The organism is Polaribacter sp. Q13, from assembly GCF_016858305.2.
Classification (GTDB): Bacteria; Bacteroidota; Bacteroidia; order Flavobacteriales; family Flavobacteriaceae; genus Polaribacter.
Genome location: NZ_CP074436.1, coordinates 1696051 through 1717587, shown reverse-complemented (window position 1 = coordinate 1717587; position 21537 = coordinate 1696051). Strand labels below are relative to the sequence as shown.

Annotated in this window: 25 protein-coding genes; 15 read left to right on the top strand and 10 right to left on the bottom strand. The window is 29.5% G+C overall.

Going from position 1 to position 21537, the window contains the following annotated elements; genetic code table 11:
• Positions 1-37: 37 nt before the first annotated feature.
• The gene (locus tag JOP69_RS07185) at positions 38-1813 is read right to left on the bottom strand and encodes a long-chain fatty acid--CoA ligase (RefSeq protein WP_203395201.1); all 1776 of its coding nucleotides are present in this window, start codon (positions 1811-1813) and stop codon (positions 38-40) included.
• Positions 1814-2578: 765 nt separating this feature from the next.
• On the opposite strand from JOP69_RS07185, the gene JOP69_RS07180 reads away from it, so the two are divergent.
• The gene (locus JOP69_RS07180) at positions 2579-3325 is read left to right on the top strand and encodes a head GIN domain-containing protein (protein ID WP_203395202.1); all 747 of its coding nucleotides are present in this window, start codon (positions 2579-2581) and stop codon (positions 3323-3325) included.
• A 244-nt stretch (positions 3326-3569) separates the two neighbouring features.
• Positions 3570-3722, top strand: a complete 153-nt coding sequence (locus JOP69_RS07175) for a hypothetical protein (RefSeq protein ID WP_203395203.1) — start codon at positions 3570-3572, stop codon at positions 3720-3722.
• 263 nt (positions 3723-3985) lie between these two features.
• Here the strand turns inward: JOP69_RS07175 and JOP69_RS07170 are convergent, their stop codons facing one another.
• The 4 genes from JOP69_RS07170 to JOP69_RS07155 all read right to left on the bottom strand — a co-directional run bounded on the left by JOP69_RS07170 (position 3986) and on the right by JOP69_RS07155 (position 9111).
• On the bottom strand, positions 3986-4918 hold the full coding sequence (locus JOP69_RS07170; protein ID WP_203395204.1) for a peptidylprolyl isomerase: 933 nt from the start codon (positions 4916-4918) through the stop codon (positions 3986-3988).
• A gap of 152 nt (positions 4919-5070) precedes the next feature.
• Positions 5071-6651, bottom strand: a complete 1581-nt coding sequence (locus JOP69_RS07165; protein ID WP_203395205.1) for a hypothetical protein — start codon at positions 6649-6651, stop codon at positions 5071-5073.
• Between the two features lie 5 nt (positions 6652-6656).
• The gene (locus JOP69_RS07160; RefSeq protein WP_203395206.1) at positions 6657-8249 is read right to left on the bottom strand and encodes a peptide chain release factor 3; all 1593 of its coding nucleotides are present in this window, start codon (positions 8247-8249) and stop codon (positions 6657-6659) included.
• Positions 8250-8424: 175 nt separating this feature from the next.
• On the bottom strand, positions 8425-9111 hold the full coding sequence (locus tag JOP69_RS07155) for a peptidylprolyl isomerase (protein ID WP_203395207.1): 687 nt from the start codon (positions 9109-9111) through the stop codon (positions 8425-8427).
• Positions 9112-9234: 123 nt separating this feature from the next.
• Here JOP69_RS07155 and idi point away from each other — a divergent pair, with 123 nt between their 5' ends.
• The 5 genes from idi to JOP69_RS07130 are packed head-to-tail and all read left to right on the top strand — an operon-like array spanning position 9235 to position 11869.
• Positions 9235-9753: an isopentenyl-diphosphate Delta-isomerase gene (gene idi, locus JOP69_RS07150; protein ID WP_203395208.1), complete on the top strand. Its 519-nt coding sequence runs from the start codon at positions 9235-9237 to the stop codon at positions 9751-9753.
• Complete coding sequence (locus tag JOP69_RS07145) at positions 9746-10159, top strand: 6-carboxytetrahydropterin synthase (RefSeq protein WP_203395209.1); 414 nt, start codon at positions 9746-9748, stop codon at positions 10157-10159. Before idi ends, JOP69_RS07145 begins: the two co-directional genes overlap by 8 nt.
• Positions 10160-10190: 31 nt before the next feature.
• Positions 10191-10922, top strand: coding sequence for a 3-deoxy-manno-octulosonate cytidylyltransferase (gene kdsB, locus JOP69_RS07140; RefSeq protein ID WP_203395210.1), 732 nt, complete (start codon positions 10191-10193; stop codon positions 10920-10922).
• Positions 10923-10925: 3 nt separating this feature from the next.
• Positions 10926-11627, top strand: a complete 702-nt coding sequence (locus JOP69_RS07135; protein WP_203395211.1) for an HAD family hydrolase — start codon at positions 10926-10928, stop codon at positions 11625-11627.
• Positions 11624-11869 (top strand): CatA-like O-acetyltransferase, encoded by a 246-nt coding sequence (locus JOP69_RS07130; RefSeq protein WP_203395212.1) that lies wholly within the window; start codon positions 11624-11626, stop codon positions 11867-11869. The genes JOP69_RS07135 and JOP69_RS07130 overlap by 4 nt, the downstream gene beginning before the upstream one ends.
• Positions 11870-11905: 36 nt before the next feature.
• Here the strand turns inward: JOP69_RS07130 and JOP69_RS07125 are convergent, their stop codons facing one another.
• Complete coding sequence (locus JOP69_RS07125) at positions 11906-13102, bottom strand: IS256 family transposase (protein WP_215602623.1); 1197 nt, start codon at positions 13100-13102, stop codon at positions 11906-11908.
• Between the two features lie 85 nt (positions 13103-13187).
• Between JOP69_RS07125 and JOP69_RS07120 the strand changes: the two genes are divergently transcribed.
• From JOP69_RS07120 to JOP69_RS07110, 3 genes are all read left to right on the top strand, one after another.
• The gene (locus JOP69_RS07120; RefSeq protein WP_252191206.1) at positions 13188-13595 is read left to right on the top strand and encodes a CatA-like O-acetyltransferase; all 408 of its coding nucleotides are present in this window, start codon (positions 13188-13190) and stop codon (positions 13593-13595) included.
• A 28-nt stretch (positions 13596-13623) separates the two neighbouring features.
• Positions 13624-13884: a hypothetical protein gene (locus tag JOP69_RS07115; RefSeq protein WP_203395167.1), complete on the top strand. Its 261-nt coding sequence runs from the start codon at positions 13624-13626 to the stop codon at positions 13882-13884.
• Positions 13885-14013: 129 nt separating this feature from the next.
• On the top strand, positions 14014-14208 hold the full coding sequence (locus JOP69_RS07110; protein WP_203395168.1) for a hypothetical protein: 195 nt from the start codon (positions 14014-14016) through the stop codon (positions 14206-14208).
• A 34-nt stretch (positions 14209-14242) separates the two neighbouring features.
• Here JOP69_RS07110 and JOP69_RS07105 read toward each other — a convergent pair whose 3' ends face one another.
• The 4 genes from JOP69_RS07105 to JOP69_RS07090 are packed head-to-tail and all read right to left on the bottom strand — an operon-like array spanning position 14243 to position 17328.
• The gene (locus tag JOP69_RS07105; protein ID WP_203395169.1) at positions 14243-14698 is read right to left on the bottom strand and encodes a sensor of ECF-type sigma factor; all 456 of its coding nucleotides are present in this window, start codon (positions 14696-14698) and stop codon (positions 14243-14245) included.
• Between the two features lie 10 nt (positions 14699-14708).
• Positions 14709-15248 carry a hypothetical protein gene (locus JOP69_RS07100; RefSeq protein ID WP_203395170.1) on the bottom strand — a complete coding sequence of 180 codons (540 nt, stop codon included), beginning with the start codon at positions 15246-15248 and terminating at the stop codon, positions 14709-14711.
• 33 nt (positions 15249-15281) lie between these two features.
• A complete protein-coding gene (locus JOP69_RS07095) occupies positions 15282-15830 on the bottom strand; it encodes an RNA polymerase sigma factor (protein WP_203395171.1) in 549 nt (182 codons plus the stop codon).
• 43 nt (positions 15831-15873) lie between these two features.
• On the bottom strand, positions 15874-17328 hold the full coding sequence (locus tag JOP69_RS07090) for a TonB-dependent receptor (protein WP_203395172.1): 1455 nt from the start codon (positions 17326-17328) through the stop codon (positions 15874-15876).
• A 77-nt stretch (positions 17329-17405) separates the two neighbouring features.
• Here JOP69_RS07090 and JOP69_RS07085 point away from each other — a divergent pair, with 77 nt between their 5' ends.
• From JOP69_RS07085 to JOP69_RS07065, 5 genes are all read left to right on the top strand, one after another.
• Positions 17406-18188 carry an MBL fold metallo-hydrolase gene (locus JOP69_RS07085; protein WP_203395173.1) on the top strand — a complete coding sequence of 261 codons (783 nt, stop codon included), beginning with the start codon at positions 17406-17408 and terminating at the stop codon, positions 18186-18188.
• A 98-nt stretch (positions 18189-18286) separates the two neighbouring features.
• Entirely contained in the window at positions 18287-18640 is a 354-nt protein-coding gene (locus JOP69_RS07080; RefSeq protein ID WP_203395174.1) for a hypothetical protein, read from the top strand.
• A complete protein-coding gene (locus tag JOP69_RS07075) occupies positions 18641-19450 on the top strand; it encodes a cell envelope biogenesis protein OmpA (RefSeq protein ID WP_203395175.1) in 810 nt (269 codons plus the stop codon). It abuts the gene before it with no gap.
• A 20-nt stretch (positions 19451-19470) separates the two neighbouring features.
• Complete coding sequence (locus tag JOP69_RS07070; RefSeq protein WP_203395176.1) at positions 19471-19956, top strand: Rab family GTPase; 486 nt, start codon at positions 19471-19473, stop codon at positions 19954-19956.
• Positions 19957-19961: 5 nt separating this feature from the next.
• Positions 19962-21488, top strand: a complete 1527-nt coding sequence (locus JOP69_RS07065) for an ATP-binding protein (protein ID WP_203395177.1) — start codon at positions 19962-19964, stop codon at positions 21486-21488.
• Positions 21489-21537: the final 49 nt, after the last annotated feature.

The following is a 21537-nucleotide window of genomic DNA, read 5'->3' as shown; positions in this document are numbered from 1 at the left end:
CCTAGAATTTTTATTAAAAAACCTAGACTCTCTTTTATTATACTCTATAAATTTTATCGAATAAATCTTTGTAGATTTCTTTTATGATTGCTCGTTTCATTTTCATTGTTGGTGTAAGGTGCCCATCTTCTATAGACCAGACCTCTGGAGTAAGTTCAAATCGTTTTATTTGTTCCCACTTACCAAAGTTTTTGTTACATTTAGTAACTTCCTTCTGAATACGTTTTATAACAATATCTGACGTTGCTATTTCTTTATTGCTTAAACCAATGTCTAATTTTTTATGCTTAATCCATTCTTTAATAAAATCGAAGTTTGGTTGTATAAAAGCAGCTGGCATTTTCTCTCCTTCACCAATAACCATTACTTGTTCTATAAATAAAGATTGTTTAAGTTCTCCCTCTAATAAAGGAGGAACTACATATTTACCTCCTGAGGTTTTAAACATTTCTTTGGTCCTTCCTGTAATTTTTAAAAAACCATCACTATCAAATTCACCTTTATCTCCGGTGTAAAAATAATCATCTTTTAATACGTTTTTAGTTCTATCAGGATCCTTGAAATAGCCTAACATTACATTTGGTCCTTTTACTAAAATTTCACCGGTTTCTGCAATTTTCACTTCTACACCGTCAATTATTTTACCAACAGTACCAACTTTAAAACCATTATTCCTTTCATCATTTACAGAAATTACAGGAGAAGTTTCTGATAATCCATAACCTTCCATAATTGGCATTCCTGCTGCAGCAAAAACTTTTGTTAATCTGGGTTGTAATGCTGCACTACCAGAAACCATTATTTTTAATTCTCCTCCTAAAGCCGCTTGCCATTTAGAAAAAATTAATTTTCTAGCTAGTTTTAATTGTGTTTCATACCACCAACCATTAACACCATAAGGTTCGTATTTAAGGCCTAAGTTTACAGCCCAAAAGAACAATCCTTTTTTTATACCAGTTAAAGCCTCACCTTTTAAAATTATTTTATCATAAATTTTCTCGTATAAACGAGGTACTGCAGTCATAACGTGTGGTTTTATTTCTTGTGCATTTTCCGAAAGCTTTTCTATGGATTCTGCAAAATAAATAGAAACGCCACAATATTGATATAGATATAAAATCATACGTTCAAAAATGTGGCAAATGGGCAAGAAACTTAAGCCAACAGATTTTCCATAATCAAAAGGTACACGTTTTTCTGAACTTAACACATTGCTAACAATGTTTCTATGAGATAGCATTACACCTTTAGGTTTACCTGTAGTACCAGACGTATATATTAATGTAGCTAAATCATCTGTTTTTACATTACTTTTTCTTTCTTCAACAATATTTTGGGTACGAATGTCTTTACCTGACTCTAATATTTCTTTCCAACTTTTTTCGCCTTTTATGTCATCAAAAGTAAAAACAGATATTAAACTAGTTCTTTTTTTTATCTTATTAACCTTTTTTAGAACTTCTTTGTCGGAAACAAAACAATATATTGATTCTGAGTGATTTAATATATACTCATAATCTTCTTCGGAAATTGTTGGATAAATAGGTACATTTTGTGCTCCGGTTTGTAATATTCCAATATCACAAATGTTCCATTCTGTTCTATTAGTAGAAGAAATTACGGCTATTTTGTCGTTAGGTTTTATTCCTAATTTAATTAAACCTCTGCTAATTTGGTTGGCTTGGTCAACATATTGTTGTGTTGTAATAGATATCCAACTACCACTAGCTTTAGATGTAAATGCTTTATCTAATTTATAGTTTTCTAATTGGTAATAAGGAAAATCAAATAATCTTGTAACTTCTACTGCCATATATTCTTATTATAATTGAAGTAGGCAAATTAGGAATTTTAGATTGATTTAACAAATACTTATTATAAGAGTTTTTTATTATGGATAATTTAAAATTTATACTTGTTTATTTATTTATAAGTACTATTTTCTATTTGTTACTTTATTTTTGATAACTTATTATAATAGAAAATCAGCTGATTTTCTAGTTCTTGTTGATAAATAGTTTTTATAAATAAAAAGCTAGCCTTTTATAAACAAAAAAGCTAGCTATATGTGGTTTTGGTTAGCCCCCTAATTCCAACCTCTTCCAATATGAGCGCAATGTATAATATATGGTACAAAATATTATAGGTATAAATACCTGTTTTTGTTTATTATGGATTTTAAAGCTTTTTCTGTGTACGTTTGTGTCTTTATAGTTAATTGTGTAAACAACTTTCATATTTGTAATATTGAATTCACCAGAAACATTTTTATATTTTAAAAAAATATCTTCAAGACTATCTGATACTTTTGGTTTTAAATCATTGATCGTTGAAGTTTTTTAATTATAAGCTCATTTTTTAGGTATAATAAAGAGATGCTTTTAGTATATTTCAAATATGTGAAATTTATTGGTTTTGTTTCTTAAGGAGTTGATAATTATAATTTCTAGAAGGATATATAAAAAATTTTAATATTTTTTTTATAGAAAATAAATAAAAGAGTAACAATTTAAAAATAAAAGAGTCTTTTACGTAGTATTAACGCAGTTATAATCTTATAGAAACTAAAATAAAATTTATGAAACTTAAATTAATATCCTTTTGCATATCCTTATTATTTATAAATAGTAATTTAAAAGCACAGGAAACCATAAAATTAGATACCAATTTTAATAAAATCATTGTCAGTCCGCATATAGAAGCTGTTTTTATCAAAGGAAATAAAAGTAGTATAGAAATTAAAAGTATTACTGTTCCTCGGCAAAAATTTAAATATGAAATAAATAAAGGAACACTTCAAGTGTATTTAGAAGGAGCCAAAACGTATACTAAAAATAAAAAAGGAGGGACTAAAAACTATCAAACAAAAGTGCCTTTATATAAAAACAGAGTAGTTAAAGTAATTATTACCTATGTTGATGTAGACCTTTTTTCTTTAAGAGGAGAAGAAAAAATCTCATTTCAAACGCCTTTAATACAAGAGGAATGTACCTTGAGGATTTATGGAAAATCAGAAGTTAGTATTAATAAAATTGAAGTAGAAAAATTAGAGGTCTCTCTTTATGGTGATAGTTTTTTAAATATGGAAAAAGGAACTATTAATAAACAAAAAATTACTGCTTATGGCGCAAGTAAGGTAATGGCTTCAGATATTACATCTAAAGAAACTAAAATTACAGCTTATGGCAACGGAACCTTTCAATTAAATGCATCCGAAAGAATTAAAGTAAATTCTTATGGAGAAGCTACGATTCTATATAAGGGAAAAGCACAACTAAAAAAAGGAATCGTTATTGGTGAGTCTACTATAAGAAAATTACTTTAGATTTATAATTATGGCGTTCCCAAAGGTCGGGCTTTTCGCTATATCTTTTTGCAGAAAAAGCAAAAAGGATGCCGCTTCAATCCCTAACGCAAAAAAGCTTTTAGATTTTTATTTGGTGTTTAGTAGGTGTGTTTGTTTTATTCTTTCCAAATTTACTATCTGTTTATTTAACCAAAAATTTACCTCTAGTTTGTTTCGAACTTCTTTTATAGGTATGGTTTCTTCTAAAATGATGTAAGATTATTTGTTAATAGTTTTTTTTGGAGTGGTATTTACCATTGGTTATTTAAATACAAGTATCTCTTTTAATGGATTTGGTGATGGTTTAGGTTCTGCAGCTTGTATTGCACTTTTAGTAACTTTAAGTATTCCCGAAATTAAGAAAAAAAGAAAGTAAAGTAATAGTTTTTTATTGTAAAGAAAAATAAATGCGGTCTAGCATGAAAAAGAAAAATCACAAAAAGAAATCTCAAAAAAAATGAATTAAGAATTCTTACGTCAATTAAATTTTTTGAACATTCTTTTATTGTTTAAAAGCTAGTTTTTAGTATTTACGAAATTTCTTTACACAAGTTATTTGTTAATTTATTTTTTAAATAAAAATAGCTCTCTGAAACCAGAAAGCTATTTTATAATCATTTTTCAGTAAAATATATTTATTTACTTTACATCCATTAATTCTACATCGAAAATTAAAGTAGCATCTGGTGGTATAACTCCTCCTGCACCTGCAGAACCATACGCTAAATTAGATGGAATTACAAAACGAGCTTTGTCTCCCACTTGTAATAATTGAATTCCTTCATCCCAACCAGAAATAACCTGACCTACACCAACATTAAAATCGATTGGTTCTTTTCTCTTATAAGAAGAATCGAACACAGTACCATCTAATAATTGACCTTTATAATGTACAGAAACTCCAGCTCCTTTCGTTGCTTTTTTTCCTGATCCTTTTTGTAAGATTTGGTAACGTAAACCACTTGCAGTTTCATCATAACCGGCAGCAACTGTATCTAACAATGCTTTTTGCTTTGCTTTTTCTTCAGCTTCACGCTTCTCTCTAGATCCTTCAAAAGTTCTAAAAGCTTCAACAGCATTAAAAGCTTCTGCATCTGCCCCAACTCTAATAATTTCTACAGAGGTTAACGCATCACCTTGAGCGATTGCATCTACCACATCTTGTCCTTCAATTACAGAACCAAAAACAGTATGTTTACCGTCTAACCATGGAGTAGGAACGTGGGTAATGTAAAACTGACTTCCGTTTGTTGCTGGTCCAGAATTAGCCATTGCTAATTTTCCTGGAGCATCATGTTTTAAATCAGGATGAAATTCATCATCAAATTTGTAACCTGGGTTACCAGTTCCTGTACCTTGAGGACAACCACCTTGTACCATAAAATCTGGAATTACTCTGTGGAATTTTAATCCATCATAATAAGGAGTTCCTTGTTCTTTTACTGCGTTTTCTAAGTTTCCTTCTGTTAAAGCAACAAAATTACCAACAGTACCAGGAGTTTTTTCGTGTTCTAATTGTACTAAAATCTCACCTTTTGGTGTGGTGAATTTTGCATAAATTCCGTTATTCATAATCTTTAATTTACTTTTTGTTTTCTCGAGCGCAGTCGAGAGTTTGTATTCATTTATTAGTTCTCGACTGCGCTCGAACTGACATTACTTGTAATCTTAAAATATTTTAAGATTTTATTATTGATAAAATGTTGAAAAAAAATCAACATAAATTATTTTTTCGCATTTAAGATGGTTAAACCATACGTAAAACCAATATTTATATTTGTAGAGTTTACGTTACCATAAGGAGACCACATTTGTCCGCCAGCAAAAGTAAATGCAAAATTATCATTTACATGGTAATTAATACCTGCAGTTGGTCTTACTAAAACACCTTCTCCAGAATCTACTCTTCCACCACCAGCTACACCTGCAGCTGCTTCTGCAAATAAAGAAAATCTATTGTTTACAAATCTATTAGATTTAATACCCAAGCCAAAAAGACCATGAGCATAACCACCAGACCTTCCTTCGTAAGCAAAAGAAGCTTCTCCGTTAATATAAAAACGATGGTTTAAATCATAGTTTACTTTTATAGCAATTAATTGTAAATCTACTGTAGATGTTTCTAAATCTTCATTAATTCCAAAGCGATTTACACTAAAGTAAGATTGGTTTTGCACACCAATTTGTATTCCTTGCGTTTTAATAGTACTTAGTTTTTCTTCTGTAAAAGGATGTGTTTTTCCGCCACTTAAGCCATAATATTTTAAGCTGAAACCAGCAGTATAAGCTTCAAAAGTTCCGCCAATAGCTCTGTGATATCCTCCGTGAGCACTCAGACCAAATTGTTTTGTTATTTTTACATCTGCACCAATACTTGGATACATTGTTAATCCGCCTTCAGGATAAATTCTACCACCTGCAGCTCCCATACCAAATTTACCAAACAAATTAACATGTTTGGTTGATACAAAGTTTTTTCCAAGTCCAATAAAAACATCCATAAAACCTGCGGTTAAACCACTATACATGGCATCTACATGTGCATAGGCAAAGGAGTTTTTAGTTAAATAACGTTGGTATTCAAACCCCAAAAGAGATAAAGTATGGTCTATTTCTTTATATTTAGGAGTTGTGCTAGCATCTGTTCTAGAGTTGCGAATAGGAAAAAGGAAATCGAAGGTTATTTGTTGCACACTTTTTCTAGCTGGTTTCTTCCAAAATTTGTCAGTAGAAGTATTTTTCTCTACAAAAGTTTTTTGAGCATCTTTGTAAGATGCTGTTCTAAATGATGTTGGTATTTCTACAAAAAACGAAACATTGTCACTTTTTTGAATTCCGGTAAAAAAGTTTACATACCCATATTGTACCCCAAAAGAATAGCCGTTATCTTTGTATTGTAAACCTATATTTGGGTAGATAATTCCACCACCATTAACCAAACTTCTAAAACCACCACCACCGCCAAAATGGACGTTCGCATCAAAATACAAATTTTTATAGATGGGTGTATTTACGCCTAAATTTACGCCTAGCGTAAATAAGCCACCTTGATCTCCGGTTATGGCTCCATGAAAACCTACTCCTGTATATAACCAATTATTTAAAGGGAAATTATAATTTATTCCAACAAAACCCATTGTTGAATCTAAGTCATAACCAACCTTATCTACAGGTTGATGAACTAAAATGTAATTTAATCGAATAGAATTATGTAATTCTTTACCTTTAAAATCTGATAAATCATAAGTTTGAGAAAAACCATTAAAACAGAGGATTCCTAACAGTAAAAAAAGTAATTTTCTCATCATTATTATTTTTTAAATTCACTTGTAAAATGCAACTTTACAGTTGGATATTTGCTTTGCGTCATTTGTATGGTAAATTCAGAATCTGCTAAAAATACTAACTGACCTTGTTTGTCTTTGGCTAAATAACGTTGCTTTACACGTTTAAATTCTTTAAACTGTTCGTTTTTAGGGTCTTCTGGCTCTACCCAACACGCCTTATGTACATTTAGGTTTTCGTAAGTACATTTTGCACCATATTCATGTTCTAGTCTATATTGTATAACCTCGTATTGTAAAGCACCAACAGTACCAATTACTTTACGACCATTCATATCTAACGTAAATAATTGCGCAACACCTTCATCCATTAATTGATCTAAACCTTTAAATAATTGTTTAGATTTCATAGGATCGGCATTGTTTACATAACGGAAATGTTCTGGAGAAAAACTAGGAATTCCTTTAAAATTCAAATCTTCACCTTCTGTTAAAGTATCTCCAATTTTAAAGTTTCCGGTATCGTGTATCCCTACAATATCTCCAGGGAAAGATTCGTCTACAATTTCTTTCTTTTCTGCAAAAAAAGCATTTGGACTAGAAAACTTTACTTTTTTACCATTTCTAACATGTAAATAAGGCGCATTTCTTTTAAAAGTACCCGATACAATTTTTATAAAAGCCAATCTATCTCTGTGCTTAGGATCCATATTTGCATGGATTTTAAACACAAAACCAGTCATTTTTTTCTCTTTAGAATCTACCAAACGCTCTTCTGCTTTTTTAGGTTGTGGAGCAGGAGCAATATTAATAAATGCATCTAATAATTCTTTTACTCCAAAGTTATTTAAAGCAGATCCAAAAAATACAGGTTGCAGCGAACCGCTTAGGTACTCTTCTCTGTCAAATTCTGGGTAAACCTCGCTTATCAATTCTATTTCTTCACGTAAAGTATCTGCGGCTTTTTTACCAACTATTTTGTCTAATTCTGGGTTTGATAAATCGTCAAACTCAACACCCTCGGAAATAGAAGTTTTATTATCACCAGAAAAAAGATTTAATTTCTTTTCCCAAATGTTATAGATTCCTTTAAAGTCATAACCCATTCCTATAGGAAAACTCATAGGTGTAACACGTAAACCCAATTTTTGTTCCACTTCATCTAATAAATCAAAGGCATCTTTTCCTTCTCTATCCAACTTGTTGATAAAAACCAACATAGGTATGTTACGCATTCTACAAACTTCTACCAATTTCTCGGTTTGCGGTTCTACACCTTTTGCAACATCAATTACCACAATAACACTGTCTACAGCAGTTAAAGTTCTAAAAGTATCTTCAGCAAAATCCTTGTGACCAGGAGTATCTAAAATATTTATTTTTTTATCTTGATAGATGAAAGCTAAAACAGAAGTGGCAACCGAAATTCCACGCTGACGTTCAATCTCCATAAAATCGGAAGTTGCTCCTTTTTTAATCTTATTATTTTTTACAGCACCTGCTTCTTGTATTGCACCACCAAATAGTAATAATTTTTCTGTTAATGTGGTTTTACCTGCATCCGGATGCGATATAATACCAAAGGTTCTTCTACGTGCTATTTCTTCTAAAAAAGTCATCTACAAAATTTGAGGTGCAAAGATAGGGTTTATTCTATAATTTTTTTAGTGATTTAAAAGGTGATGAAAAGAAAAAAAAGAGATAGAATTTACAGGTTTTTACTGACCTTTTATATTAAAAAGAATTCTGTGAATCTCTGTGAAATATCTCAGTGAATCTCTGTGAAATAACTTTTTATTCTATAATTTCGATATGCATTTTTACATCATCTATAGGCCATTCATCAACGCCAACTTTTACTTTAGATATTTTTGTCATGGTGTCAAAACCAGAAATAACTTCGCCAAAAACGGTGTGTTCATTATCTAAATGATGTGCGCCACTTCTTTTCTGAACAATATAAAATTCAAAAGGACTGGATAATTTATTAGGGTTATTGTCCCATTGTCTTGCGGCAGCCAAAGCACCATATTTGTGTTTTCTGTTTTTTCTAAATTCGGGTTTTAACAGATAATTGCCGTATTTTCTACGTTCTTTTTGCGTGTACATTTCATCAGAATTACCACCTTGAATCACAAAGTTTTTAGCAATTCTATAAAAAACTGTAGTGTTAAAATATTTTATTTTGGTTAAGAAAATAAAGTTGGCTCTGTGAATAGGCACATCTTCAAATAAGCGTAGTTTTATTTTACCAAATTCTGTTGTTATCTCTACAATTGTTTCTGGGTTTTGTTTGCCAAATTCAGTTAAAAAAGCTTCGGTGTTGTGGCTGTTTAAACTATCCCAAGCTTTAACGATCTCTTTTTTTACTTTCTTGTTTTTTAGTGTTAAAGTATTTTTTTCTACAGATTTGTTTTCATCTTTACATTGAGAAAATGCGATTAAAGCGATAAGAAATAAGCATCGTAAGAAAAATTTCATAAATAAAAAGCAGTTATAAAGAGTTACAAATATAAACCATCATAATAAAAGAATAGAATAGTCTGATGGCTTTTGTAATTATTTTATGTTTTATTACTCATTGATTTTCTTATTTTTGCTAATATGGAAGAACAAGTAGTTTTAGTTGATGAAAAAGATAACCAGATAGGATTAATGCCTAAAATGGAAGCACACGAAAAAGCGGTATTGCATAGAGCTTTTTCTGTATTCGTTTTTAATGATAAAGGAGAATTAATGTTGCAACAAAGGGCAGCACATAAATACCATTCGCCATTATTATGGACAAATACTTGTTGTTCTCACCAAAGAGATGGAGAAACAAATTTAGAAGCTGGAAAACGAAGATTAGAAGAAGAAATGGGTTTTGTTACGGAGATTAAGGAAGTTTTTTCGTTTATTTACAAAGCGCCTTTTGATAATGGTTTAACAGAACACGAATTAGACCATGTTATGGTTGGTTATTATAATGATGCACCAAAAATAAATAAGGAAGAAGTAGAAGCTTATAAATGGATGACGTTAGTAGATGTTAAGAACGACATGGAAAACAATCCGAAAGAATATACAGAGTGGTTTAAAATTATTTTTGACAAATCTTTTGAAAAATTAGCAAATGCCTAAAGTAAAAGTTTATAGAAGAGCACATTTTAATGCAGCACACAGGTTGTTTCATCCAGATTGGTCGGATGAAAAAAATTTAGAGGTGTTTGGTAAATGTAGCAACCCAAATTACCATGGTCATAATTATGAAATGATTGTGGCTTTGTTTGGAGAGGTAGACCCCATAACTGGTTTTGTGTACGATTTAGGCTTGTTAAGAGAATTGATAAAAGATGAAGTAGAAGAGCCTTTAGATCATAAAAACTTAAATATTGAAGTTGCGGATTTTAAAAACTTAAATCCAACTGCAGAAAATATATCAATAGTTATTTATAATAAATTAAGACCTCATATTCCAGCACATTTAGACATAGAAGTAACATTATACGAAACACGAAGAAATTTTGTGAGGTATTCTGGAGAGTAATAATTTATACTAGTACCATTAAATATAATTTATGAAAATAATTGCCATGATTCCTGCACGTTATAGTGCATCTCGTTTTCCAGGAAAATTAATGAAAGATTTAGGAGGGAAGCCTGTAATTTTAAGAACGTATGAAGCAGCATTGCATACTAATTTGTTTGATGATGTTTATATTGTAACAGATTCTGATGTGATTTTTAAAACGATAGAAAACGCAGGTGGAAAAGCAATAATGAGTACAAAAGAGCACGAATGTGGTTCTGATAGAATTGCTGAAGCAGTAGAAAATATTGTCGCAGATATTGTAATTAATGTGCAAGGGGATGAACCTTTTATTGATGCAGTCTCTTTATCCAAATTAATTGATGTTTTTAAAAAAGACGACAAAAAAGAGATTGACTTAGCTTCTTTAAAAGTACAAATTACCAATAAGGAAGATATAGAAAATCCTAATAATGTTAAGGTTATTACAGATGTAGATAATTTAGCAATCTATTTTTCTAGAAGTGTAATTCCGTATCACAGAGATAAAGATGTTGCTGTTAAGTATTACAAACACAAAGGAGTGTACGCTTTTAGAAAACAAGCTTTAATAGATTTTTACAATACACCAATGACGCCTTTAGAGGCTGCAGAAAAAATAGAAGCCATTAGATATCAAGAAATTGGTAAAAAAATAAAAATGGTAGAAACAGATGTAGAAGCTGTTGGTATAGATACTCCTGAAGATTTAGAAAAAGCTATTCAATTTTTAAAATCATAAATTATGTATAAAATAAGTGAAAACATAAAAGTAATAGCGTTTGATGCCGATGACACTTTGTGGGTAAATGAAACTTATTTTAGAGATGCAGAAGTAGCGTTTGCAAAGTTATTAGCCAAATACGAAACTCAAAATAAAATAGATCAAGAACTTTTTAAAAAGGAAATAGAAAATCTAAAACATTATGGTTACGGTGTAAAAGGTTTTGTGTTGTCTATGGTAGAATGTGCTTTAGAATTGTCTAATTACAATGTAAATCAAAAGACAATAGAAGCTATTTTGAATATAGGCAAGGAAATGATCGATAAGCCTATAGAGTTATTAGATGGAGTAGAAGAAGTGCTGCAATCTTTACAAAGAAAGTATAAGGTAATTGTAGCTACCAAGGGAGATTTATTAGATCAAGAACGTAAACTAGAAAAATCTAATTTGCTAAAATATTTTCATCATATAGAAGTGATGAGTGATAAAAAAGAGAAAGATTATACAAAGTTAATTAATCACTTAGATGTAGAGCCCTCAGAGTTTTTAATGATTGGTAACTCTTTAAAATCAGATGTTTTGCCTTTAATAGCTTTAGGAGCCTCAGCAATACATGTTCCTTTTCATACTACTTGGGTACATGAGGAAGTTAGTGATGAAGAGAAATCAGATTCAGATTATAAAACGGTGGCTAAAATTAAAGAGATATTACGTTTTTTATGAAATATTTAAATATTGATACCTGGAATAGAAAGCAGCATTACCAACACTTTATCAATTTAGAGGATCCTTTTTTTGGAGTAACCGTAAATGTAGATGTAACGGGTATCTTTCATAAATCTAAAACAGAGAAAAAGTCTTTTTTTGTAATGTATTTATACGCTTGTTTAAAAGCTTTGAATAGTATTGAAAATTTTAAATATAGAATACAAGAAGATAAAGTTTTTATTTGGACACTATCCTAAAATCTGTGTAAGTTGAAAAACTCAGGGTTAAATTATTTATAGTTTAATCCTGTTTTCAAATATAGCTAAAAATTGATTAAGTATAATTCCCCAATTTCTAATTGGCATTGTCCACTTTTTAGTACTTTCTCTCAGTGCTAAAAAAACAGATTTCATGACAGCTTCATCGGTTGGGAACGAGAGTTTGTTTTTAGTATATTTTCTAATTTTCCCGTTGAGATTTTCTATAAGATTTGTGGTATAAATTATAGTTCTTATTTCTATAGGGAAATCAAAGAAAACGGTAAGTTCATCCCAGTTATTTTCCCAACTTTTAATCGCATAAGAATATTTAGAATCCCATTTATCTTTAAAATCTTTTAAGGATGCCTTTGCAGCTTCTTTTGTAGGTGCAGTATAGATTTGTTTCATGTCTCTGGTAAACTCTTTTTTGTCTTTCCAAACAACGTAACGACAAGAGTTTCTAATCTGATGCACTACACATATTTGAGTAACAGAATTAGGGAAAACAGTTTTAATTGTATCTGTAAATCCGTTTAAATTGTCGGTTGCTGTGATTAAGATATCTTGTGTTCCTCTAGCTCTAATATCTGTTAAAACACTCATCCAAAAAGCAGAAGATTCATTCTTCCCTAACCATAAACCAAGTACTTCTTTTTTACCATCGGTTCTCAAACCTACAGCAATGTAAATGGTTTTGTTGATGACTTTAGAGTTTTCTCTAACTTTAAAAACGATTCCATCCATCCAAACGATAAGATATGTTGCTTCTAAAGGTCTATTCTTCCAAGCTATAATATCATTGGTGATACTATCGGTAATTCTTGATATAGTACTTGTGGAGATGTTAAAATCGTAAAGTTCTCGTATTTGTTCTTCTATATCACTATTGCTCATCCCTTTTGCATAAAGGGAAATTATAATGTTTTCTATACCTTCTGTAGTACTTTCTCTTTTTTTAACAATCATTGGGTTAAAAGAACTTTCACGGTCTCTTGGAACGTTTATTTCTGTCTCCCCTAAAGTTGTTTTTAGTTTCTTTTTGGTATACCCATTTCGAAGATTAGTTGATTTACTTTTTTGATGTCGATCATAATCTAGGTGAGCATCTAATTCTCCCTCAAGGATCTTTTCTATGCCTCGTTTATGAAGCTGTTCTAAAAAATTAGTAAGTTCTGATCCGCTTTTAAATTGCTTTAAAAAATCTTCGTTTAAAATGTCTTCTGGTTTCATAAGTATGTAAAATTTAAAATTAATAAAAAAATCTCAGGTTAATTAATTAACCTGAGATTTTAAAACTTACACACTTTATGAGACAGTGCCTTTTATTTGTGATGCCATACACGCTTCTGCTACTATGGCAAGAAAAGACCATACTTTTGGCTTTTCATTTATTCATTTTTCTGATGATTTTAACGAGTTTAATGAAAATTACTTAAAAGAAAAGGAACGAATATTAAATTCAACGGATTTATTTCCGCCAATAAAATCTGATAGTTGTATTTATTGTTCAGCGTTACCCTGGTTTTCATTTACAAGTCAAAAAGAACCTGTTTCTGGTGTTAAAAACGAAAGTATACCTAAACTATCTTTTGGTAAAACTTTTAAAGAAAACAATAAAATAATGATGCCTGTAGCAATTTCTGTAAACCATGCATTGGTAGATGGATATCATGTTGGTTTATTTTTTGAGGAATATCAGAAACAATTAGATAAAAACACCTAACTTTGCAAAATTAAATTTTAAATAAGTTATGGCAAGTATAAAAAACTTAAAAAAAGATATCAATTACGTTTTAGGTGATGTTATCGAATATGCATTAGATGTTTCAATCTTAAAAAATGCACCAGAAAAAGGAGATGCAATCATTGATGAAGCTATTGAAACTTTTGATACTTTAGTTTCTAAAGTAAACAACAGTAAAGTAGAAAACAAGAAAGCACACTTTAAAGCGATCAATCTAGAATTAGAAGAAAAAGCGAAAGGTTTGGTAGAAAAGATTAACACTTTATAATCTTAACAAATTTTTAAAGAAATTTTAAGACCATCATTTGAAAGAATGATGGTTTTTTTATTAAATTTGATTAAACATACTAAAACGATTTAGTAAACGTTATATTATTGTATAATTTAATTCTTAAAAATGGCTAGAGCAATGTTTGAGTACACTAAAACGATACTAAAAAAAGTAAGTTTTAATTCAGATTTATTTTGTAAAGAAGTGGAAAAGGCCTTAAGTCGATTGTTACCTTATGAAGTAGATGAGCTAACAATTTGGTTAAAGCAGTTTACATCTAATAAACCAGAATTATATTCTTGTATGGCATTAATTAAGTAAAAAAAAGGAAGCTAAATGCTTCCTTTTTTTTTACTTAATTTTTAGAATTAGCTTTCTTGTGTTTGTATTTATTCATTAATTTTCTACCAAATTCCATTTCAGCAAATTGCAATTGGACTATCTTTTTATAGGAAATTACCTTTTTTATGTTGTTTATAAAATCTCTTTGCGATTCATAAATTTTCTTATCTATAGTTAATTTTAAAAGTATTAATGTTTCTGCTTCGTTTTCAGAAATCATTTTATCTTCTTCTTTCGTAGCATTTTTTATTTTAGACCTAAGATTGTTTCTTAAAGAATATTGTTCTTTAATATACAGGTTGTAGATAGGCCAAAATTTTTCTGCTTCATTAGATGTTAAGCTTAATTGCTCTGTTATATAGGAAACTTTAAGCGCCTTAATTTTTTCTCTACTTACATTCTTGTTTTGAGCAGACGAAGTAAGAGTACAAAAAAGGCCAATACATATAAGTGTGATTATTTTTTTCATATTCTTAATTTTAGTTTATTTCATTTAAAAATGAAGTGTTATCGGTAGTATTAATGTAATCTTCAATGTTTTCATCTTCTAATAAAGAGAAATAAAAATCGTTTTCTTCTAATACATCATTTTCTAATACATTAGCAATATCATTGGTGTTTAAAGTATTAGAATCTAACCAAAATTCAATATCATCATCAGATAAGGAGTCTATAGTTAATTCTTCGTTTTTATTAAATACAAAAGAATTTAATCCGATAAATAAAATTACAGAAGCTGCTGCTGCAATAGGGATCATTTTTAAAACTCTTTCTTTAAAAGAAATAACTTTAGTTACTTTTTTAGTTGATGAAACTTTCGATAAAATTTCACTTTCTAGATCTTTAAAGTAAGAATCTGGAGTTGTAAAACCATTTTCTTTTGTAAAGTTTTCTTCCGCTAATTTGGCTTCTACAGAAACTTCAGTTGTGCTAAAATAGTTTTTAGGAAGAGAAAAACCTGTTTCTTTTCCTAAAATTGAGTTTAAAAACTCTTCGCTATTTTTTATATTGTTTTCCATGATACTTTTTAGACCTTTTTTTTATATAAAGGTTTAATTTGTTTCTTTTTTTATATAAAGTTCAATCTTTTTAACTGCATGAAAATAAGAGGCTTTTAGGGCTCCAACAGATGTTTCTAGTATTTCCGACATTTCTTCATACTTTAATTCATCAAAATATTTCATGTTAAAAACCAATTGTTGTTTTTGAGGTAAAGTAGCAATAGCTTTTTGTAAAATCAGTTGAATTTCATCTCCAGTAAAAAAATCATCGCTCGCTAGAGTAGAAGCCAATTCTTGTTGATAATCAGAAATGTCTACACTTCTTTTTTTAGCTCTTTTATTTATAAAAGTAATAGCTTCATTTGTGGCAATTCTATACATCCAAGAAAATAATTTACTTTCTTGATTAAACTTATCTATATTTTTGAAAACTTTAATGAACGTATTTTGTAGAACATCATCTGCATCATCATGAGAAATCACAATTTTACGAATGTGCCAATACAAGCGTTCTTTATAGAGAGACATTAACTCTCTAAACGCTTTTTCTTTAGTCTGAACATTTTTTAATTGTTCTATTAAAAGAGTTTCATCTGTCAACTATATAGTTTGTAGAGTTTAGACTTAAAATATTTAAAAAGGTTTAATGTTTATTTCTTACTCTAGTTCTAGAATATCCAAAAAGTCTTTTTTGTTTTATAATGTCAGAGATTCCTGGTGGCAGCATTTCTTCCCAACCAGATTCTCCATTTAATATCATTTTTAAAATGGTACGAGAAAAAATATCTAAGATGTCTTTATCAAAGTCATCAATATTAACAAGTTTACCATTATTTTTAAAGAACTTGTATAATTCTTTCATTCTTGGGTGCACTTTTAAACTTTCAATTGTAATATACTCGTCAGATTTTGTATCGTGGTAAGGGTAGGTGTAAACTTTTAAATCTCGATAGAATAATTTACCGAAAGCTTCTAAGATACCTCCACTTAAATTACGGTAATATTTTTCATCAAAAAGTTCTATTAGGTTTTGACCACCCATGGTTAATCCCATTCTTTCTTTCGTGAATTCACTAAAATACTCTACTAATTTAAAGTATTGTTGAAAGCTTGTAATCATTACATTTTGTCCTAGAGAACAAAGTAATTCTGCTCTGTCTAAGAAATCTCTTTCGTTAATTTTTCCTTCTGAGGTTAAATTACTTAGTGTAATCTCAAAAATAACTTGAGTTTTATTTTCATCTACTTTTTTTTCTGCTAAAAACATTTTTTTAGACTTTTCATACATGTCCATATTTACCTTAGTAACAGGTCTAAAACTTCCACGTAAAGCTAAAATGTTTTTCTTATATAATACCTGTGCTGGTAATAAGTTGTTTCCGTCTGGGCCAAACATCACCGCATTGGTCATGCCGTTTTTTAGCAATTGTAAACTCATTAAACGGTTGTCTACATACATAAAACGAGGTCCAGCAAAATTAATCATATCAATTTCTAACTGGTCATTGCTTAAATTATCATAAAAAGATTTTACTAAATCTTTAGGATTATCATTCAAATAAAAAGCACCATAAATTAAATTTACACCTAAAACACCTAAGGTTTCTTGTTGTAAACGAGCATCAGTTTCCTTAAAACGTAAGTGTAAAACTATTTCATTATAGCCTTCTAAAGGATCTAGTTGAAAACGAATACCAACCCAACCGTGGCCTTTGTATTGTTTTGCAAAATCTATAGTAGTTACAGTATTTGCATAACTAAAAAATAATTTATCTGGATGTTTTTGTCTACTTAAACGGTCTTCCATTAAATCAATTTCATGACCTAACATTTTTTTTAAACGTGGCTGTGTTACATAACGATTGTCTTGTTCCACACCATAAATTGCATCAGAAAAATCCTTATCATAAGCACTCATAGCTTTTGCAATGGTTCCGGAAGCAGCTCCAGATCTAAAGAAATTACGTGCAGTTTCTTGTCCTGCACCTATTTCTGCAAAAGTTCCGTATATATCTTTATTTAAATTAATTCTTAAAGCTTTGCTTTTTGTAGTAGGTACACTACTAATTTCTTGATCTCCTTTTAAAGATATTGCCATATAATGCTATTTTAAGGTTCAAACAAATGTACTAAAATAGACAGCTATCAGTCAATTTTTATGTTATTTTTGTTGGAATGAATTTTAGCAAGAAACAACTGAATATTACCTTTTTAGGAACAGGTACTTCACAAGGAATTCCGATGATTGCAAATAACGACCCTGTTTGTTTATCTAAAAACTTAAAAGACAAGCGTTTGAGGTCTTCTGTTTTAATTTCTTGGGACCATGTTTCTTATACGGTAGATTGTGGTCTAGACTTTAGGCAGCAAATGTTAAGAGAAAATGTACAATCTTTAAACGGTGTCTTTTTTACTCATGAACACGCAGATCATATAGGTGGTTTAGATGACTTAAGAGCCTTTTGTTATCAAATAGGGGAGATGCCTATTTATTTAAATGAGAGGACTTTAAGGAGTTTAGAGAAAAGATTCGAGTATATTTTTAGTACAGAAAATAGGTATCCTGGAGCGCCAAGTGTATTGCCAATAATTGTTGATAAAAAAAGTTTTTATGTTGATGAATTAAAAGTAACTCCAATAAAAGTGATACATGGAAAACTACCAATTACAGCATATAGATTTGGAGATTTTGGCTATTTAACAGATGTAAAATATGTTTCTGATGAAGAAAAATTGAAGCTTCAAAACTTAGATGTTTTAGTGGTAAATGCATTAAGGATAGATGAGCATCCAACTCATTTTAATTTGCAAGAAGCGCTATGTTTTATAGCAGAACTTAAACCAAAAAAAGCATATTTAACACACATAAGTCACAAATTAGGTTTTCATGATGCTGTTTCTAAAATACTACCAAATAACGTTTTTTTGGCTTATGATGGCTTAAAAATAACTGTTTAGGTTTTTATAAACTGATTTTTAGTGTATATTTGTTAATAGACCTTTTTTTATAAAAGAGTTAAAATAACCCCCCTTTTAGTAACCAATTTTTAGTATAAATGGAAAAAAATTCAGAAAATAAACAACCGGCAGTTGAAAATCATAAAATTGACGACAGAATTGCAGCAGTAAGAGACTTAATATTTGGTGAAAATATGCAGCAATACAGCACTGAATTTGCTGATGTTTACGACCAAATTAAAACACTTAAAGATCAAACAAATAAAAATCTAGCGGAGTCTGTTACCAATATAGAAAATAAATTAGCAGATCTAGAAAGTTTAATGGAACATAAGTTTCAAGACTTAAATGATGATTTAGATAAAAGATTAGCAGATTTAGATGACGAAAAAGCAGATAGAAAGAAATTAGGAAAAGCTTTAGAGAAAATTGCATTGATGTTGCAAGAATAGATGAAATATACGCCTGCAGATAACAATAAAGACAATCGTTTTGAGTTGCTCAGAGACCTTTTATTAGCTGAAGATAGAGATAAGTTCGATGCTCTTAGTGAAGAAATTATTCTTAGAGAAAAATTATCGAAAAGAGTTTCTCCTCTGGTAGATGAGAAAATTTCTGACCTCCGAGAAAATTTTTCAAGAGATTTTGGAGATACTATTACAGAAACTATAAAAGTTCAAATTAGAGACTCTCAAGATGAAGTTGTAGAAGCCTTATACCCAATTATGGGTAAAATGGTTAAGAAATTTATTGTTGCAGAAATTACAAAGTTATCCGATAGTATTAATAAAACTGTAAAAGAAAAATTCTCTATTCAGGAGATATTAAAAAGATTTTTTAAAGGAAAAAGAAACGATGCTGGTATTGTTTTAGAAGAAGTTTTTGAATTTGTTATAGAAGAAGTTTTTGTAATAGATAAAGAATCTGGTTTGCTTTCCGGAAGCTATTCTAGAGGTAATATAGCCGATAAAGATATGATTTCTGGTATGTTAACAGCCATTAAATCTTTTGCAGAAGATGCTTTTTCTAAAGAAGGTCAGGATTTAGAAAATATTAAATTCGAAACTTTTCAGCTTTCTATAAAAAATTTTAAAACCATTTATATTGCCATTGCAACTTCTGGCGTTTTAACAGAGGAATTAACAGAAGAATTATCTGATAATATAAATAATTTAGCAGAAACTATTTTAAGAGATCGTTCTTATTTATCTGAGGAAGAGCGCTTAAATAAATTAATATTTAATCAATTAATTAAAAAATAAATAATGCCCCCCCATAATTTATGATAGCAAAAAAAGTACTACTCGTTGGTAATTTTGGCGTTGGTAAAACTTCATTAATTAAAAGATTTGTTTTAAATGAATTTACCGAAGATTACATAAGTACTATTGGAGTAAGAGTAAGTAAAAAAGTAGTAGAATATAAAAATGAAACTATTAAATTAATGATTTGGGATGTTGCCGGTACAACCGGTAATGAGAAAATACCAAAAGCTTATTTTTTAGGTTCTAGCGCTGCAATGTATGTGTTTGATGTAAGTAGAGAAGAAACCTATTTAACTATTGAAGAGAATTTAAAAATGGTTAAGGAATTATCTGGTTTACAAAACATAACTATTGTTGGTAATAAAAAAGATTTATTGTCTAAGGAAGAATTAGAAAACGTAGTACAAAAGGTTTCTGTAGATATTGATTTAATTACGAGTGCTAAAGAAGATGAAAATGTAGAAGATGCATTTATGAAATTAACAACTCTAGCTTTAAAATAATAATATTGATACCTGCAAAAATAGAAGATGTTTTTATACATTTAACTACTGATTACTCAGGAGTTATAAAGAGTATAGTAGCAGGGAAGTTTGCCAAAACTACATTTACAATTCTAGAATCTATCTATGATTCTTGTCCTTTTTTAGAAGGAACTTTAGACGCTCTTCCTTTTAACGAGCCATTTCTTTTAGAAGGTATGGTTATTGTTTCTAAGGCTATTGAGTACAATATAGATTTAGAACTTTTTAAAAAGGAAGCTTGCATTGATCTTTTAATACATAATAGAACCAATGTTTATAAATATGTAAATCAGCTTAATCAAAATAGAAACGATATTTTTTTTATAAAAAGAGAACTTACAGAAAAAAATATTGAACTAGAAAAATTGCGTAAAATTGCTGATAAAGCAAATGAAGAGAAATCTCGTTTCTTGGCTATGATGAGCCATGAAGTAAGAAATCCATTGAATTCAATACTTGGGTATTCTGAAATGATTTCATCAGAAAAATTGAATAAAAAGGTTGCTAAATACATTAAAAACTTATCATCTGCAGGTAAAAATTTAAAAGTTATAGTAGATGACATTTTAGATTTATCGCGTATAGAAGCAGGTAAATTACGCTTGGTTTACGAAGAGGTTTCTATAAGAAATATTATTCAAGATTGTAAGAACGATTTTCAGTATTTACATACCAATAAAAAAGTAGATCTTGTTTTTTTAACTTCAGAAAAACTACCAGATATTGTTTTAGGTGATTCAGTAAGAATTCGTCAAATACTTTCAAATTTAATTAGCAATGCTATAAAGTTTACCAATAAAGGAAGTATTGTAATTAGCGTAAAAGTAGTTGCAGAAGCGGAAAATGAGTTTACCTTAATTTTTGAAGTTACAGATTCTGGTAGAGGAATGAATGAAGGTCAATGCTTAAAGATATTTGAAGAATACCAACAAAACGAATTAAATGACTACCGAATATATGGTGGAGCGGGCTTAGGTTTGGCAATTGTTAACCGTTTGGTAAAAGCAATGAATGGTACCATTTCTGTAAAAAGTGAATTGAATGTTGGATCGTCTTTTTTTGTTGAAATTCCTTTTAAAAAATATTCAAAATTAAATAATTCGGTAATACCCGTAGAAAAGATTAAAAAGAAAAATAAAGATTTAAAAGGTAAAAAAATATTGGTGGCTGAGGATGATCTAATGAATCAGACAATTATTAGACATGTTTTGAAAAAAGAAAAAGTGAATTTAATGCTAGTTAATGATGGTTTAGAGGCGCTTTCTAAAATTAAAACAGCGGTTTTTGATGTTGTTTTATTAGATATAAACATGCCAAACATGACAGGTGAAGAGTTAATGAAGAAGAAGGATGTTATTACAAATGTAAATACTACAACTCCTTTTTTAGCATTAACAGCCAATACTTCTACTGAAGATATAGAACGATATTTGACATTAGGTTTTTCTGGTGTAATTTCTAAACCTTTTACAATTACGGATTTTATTGAGAAGATTAGGGATGTTTTATAGATATAATATTTTCTACAATACTTTATAATCAATCTACTATAAAAATAAA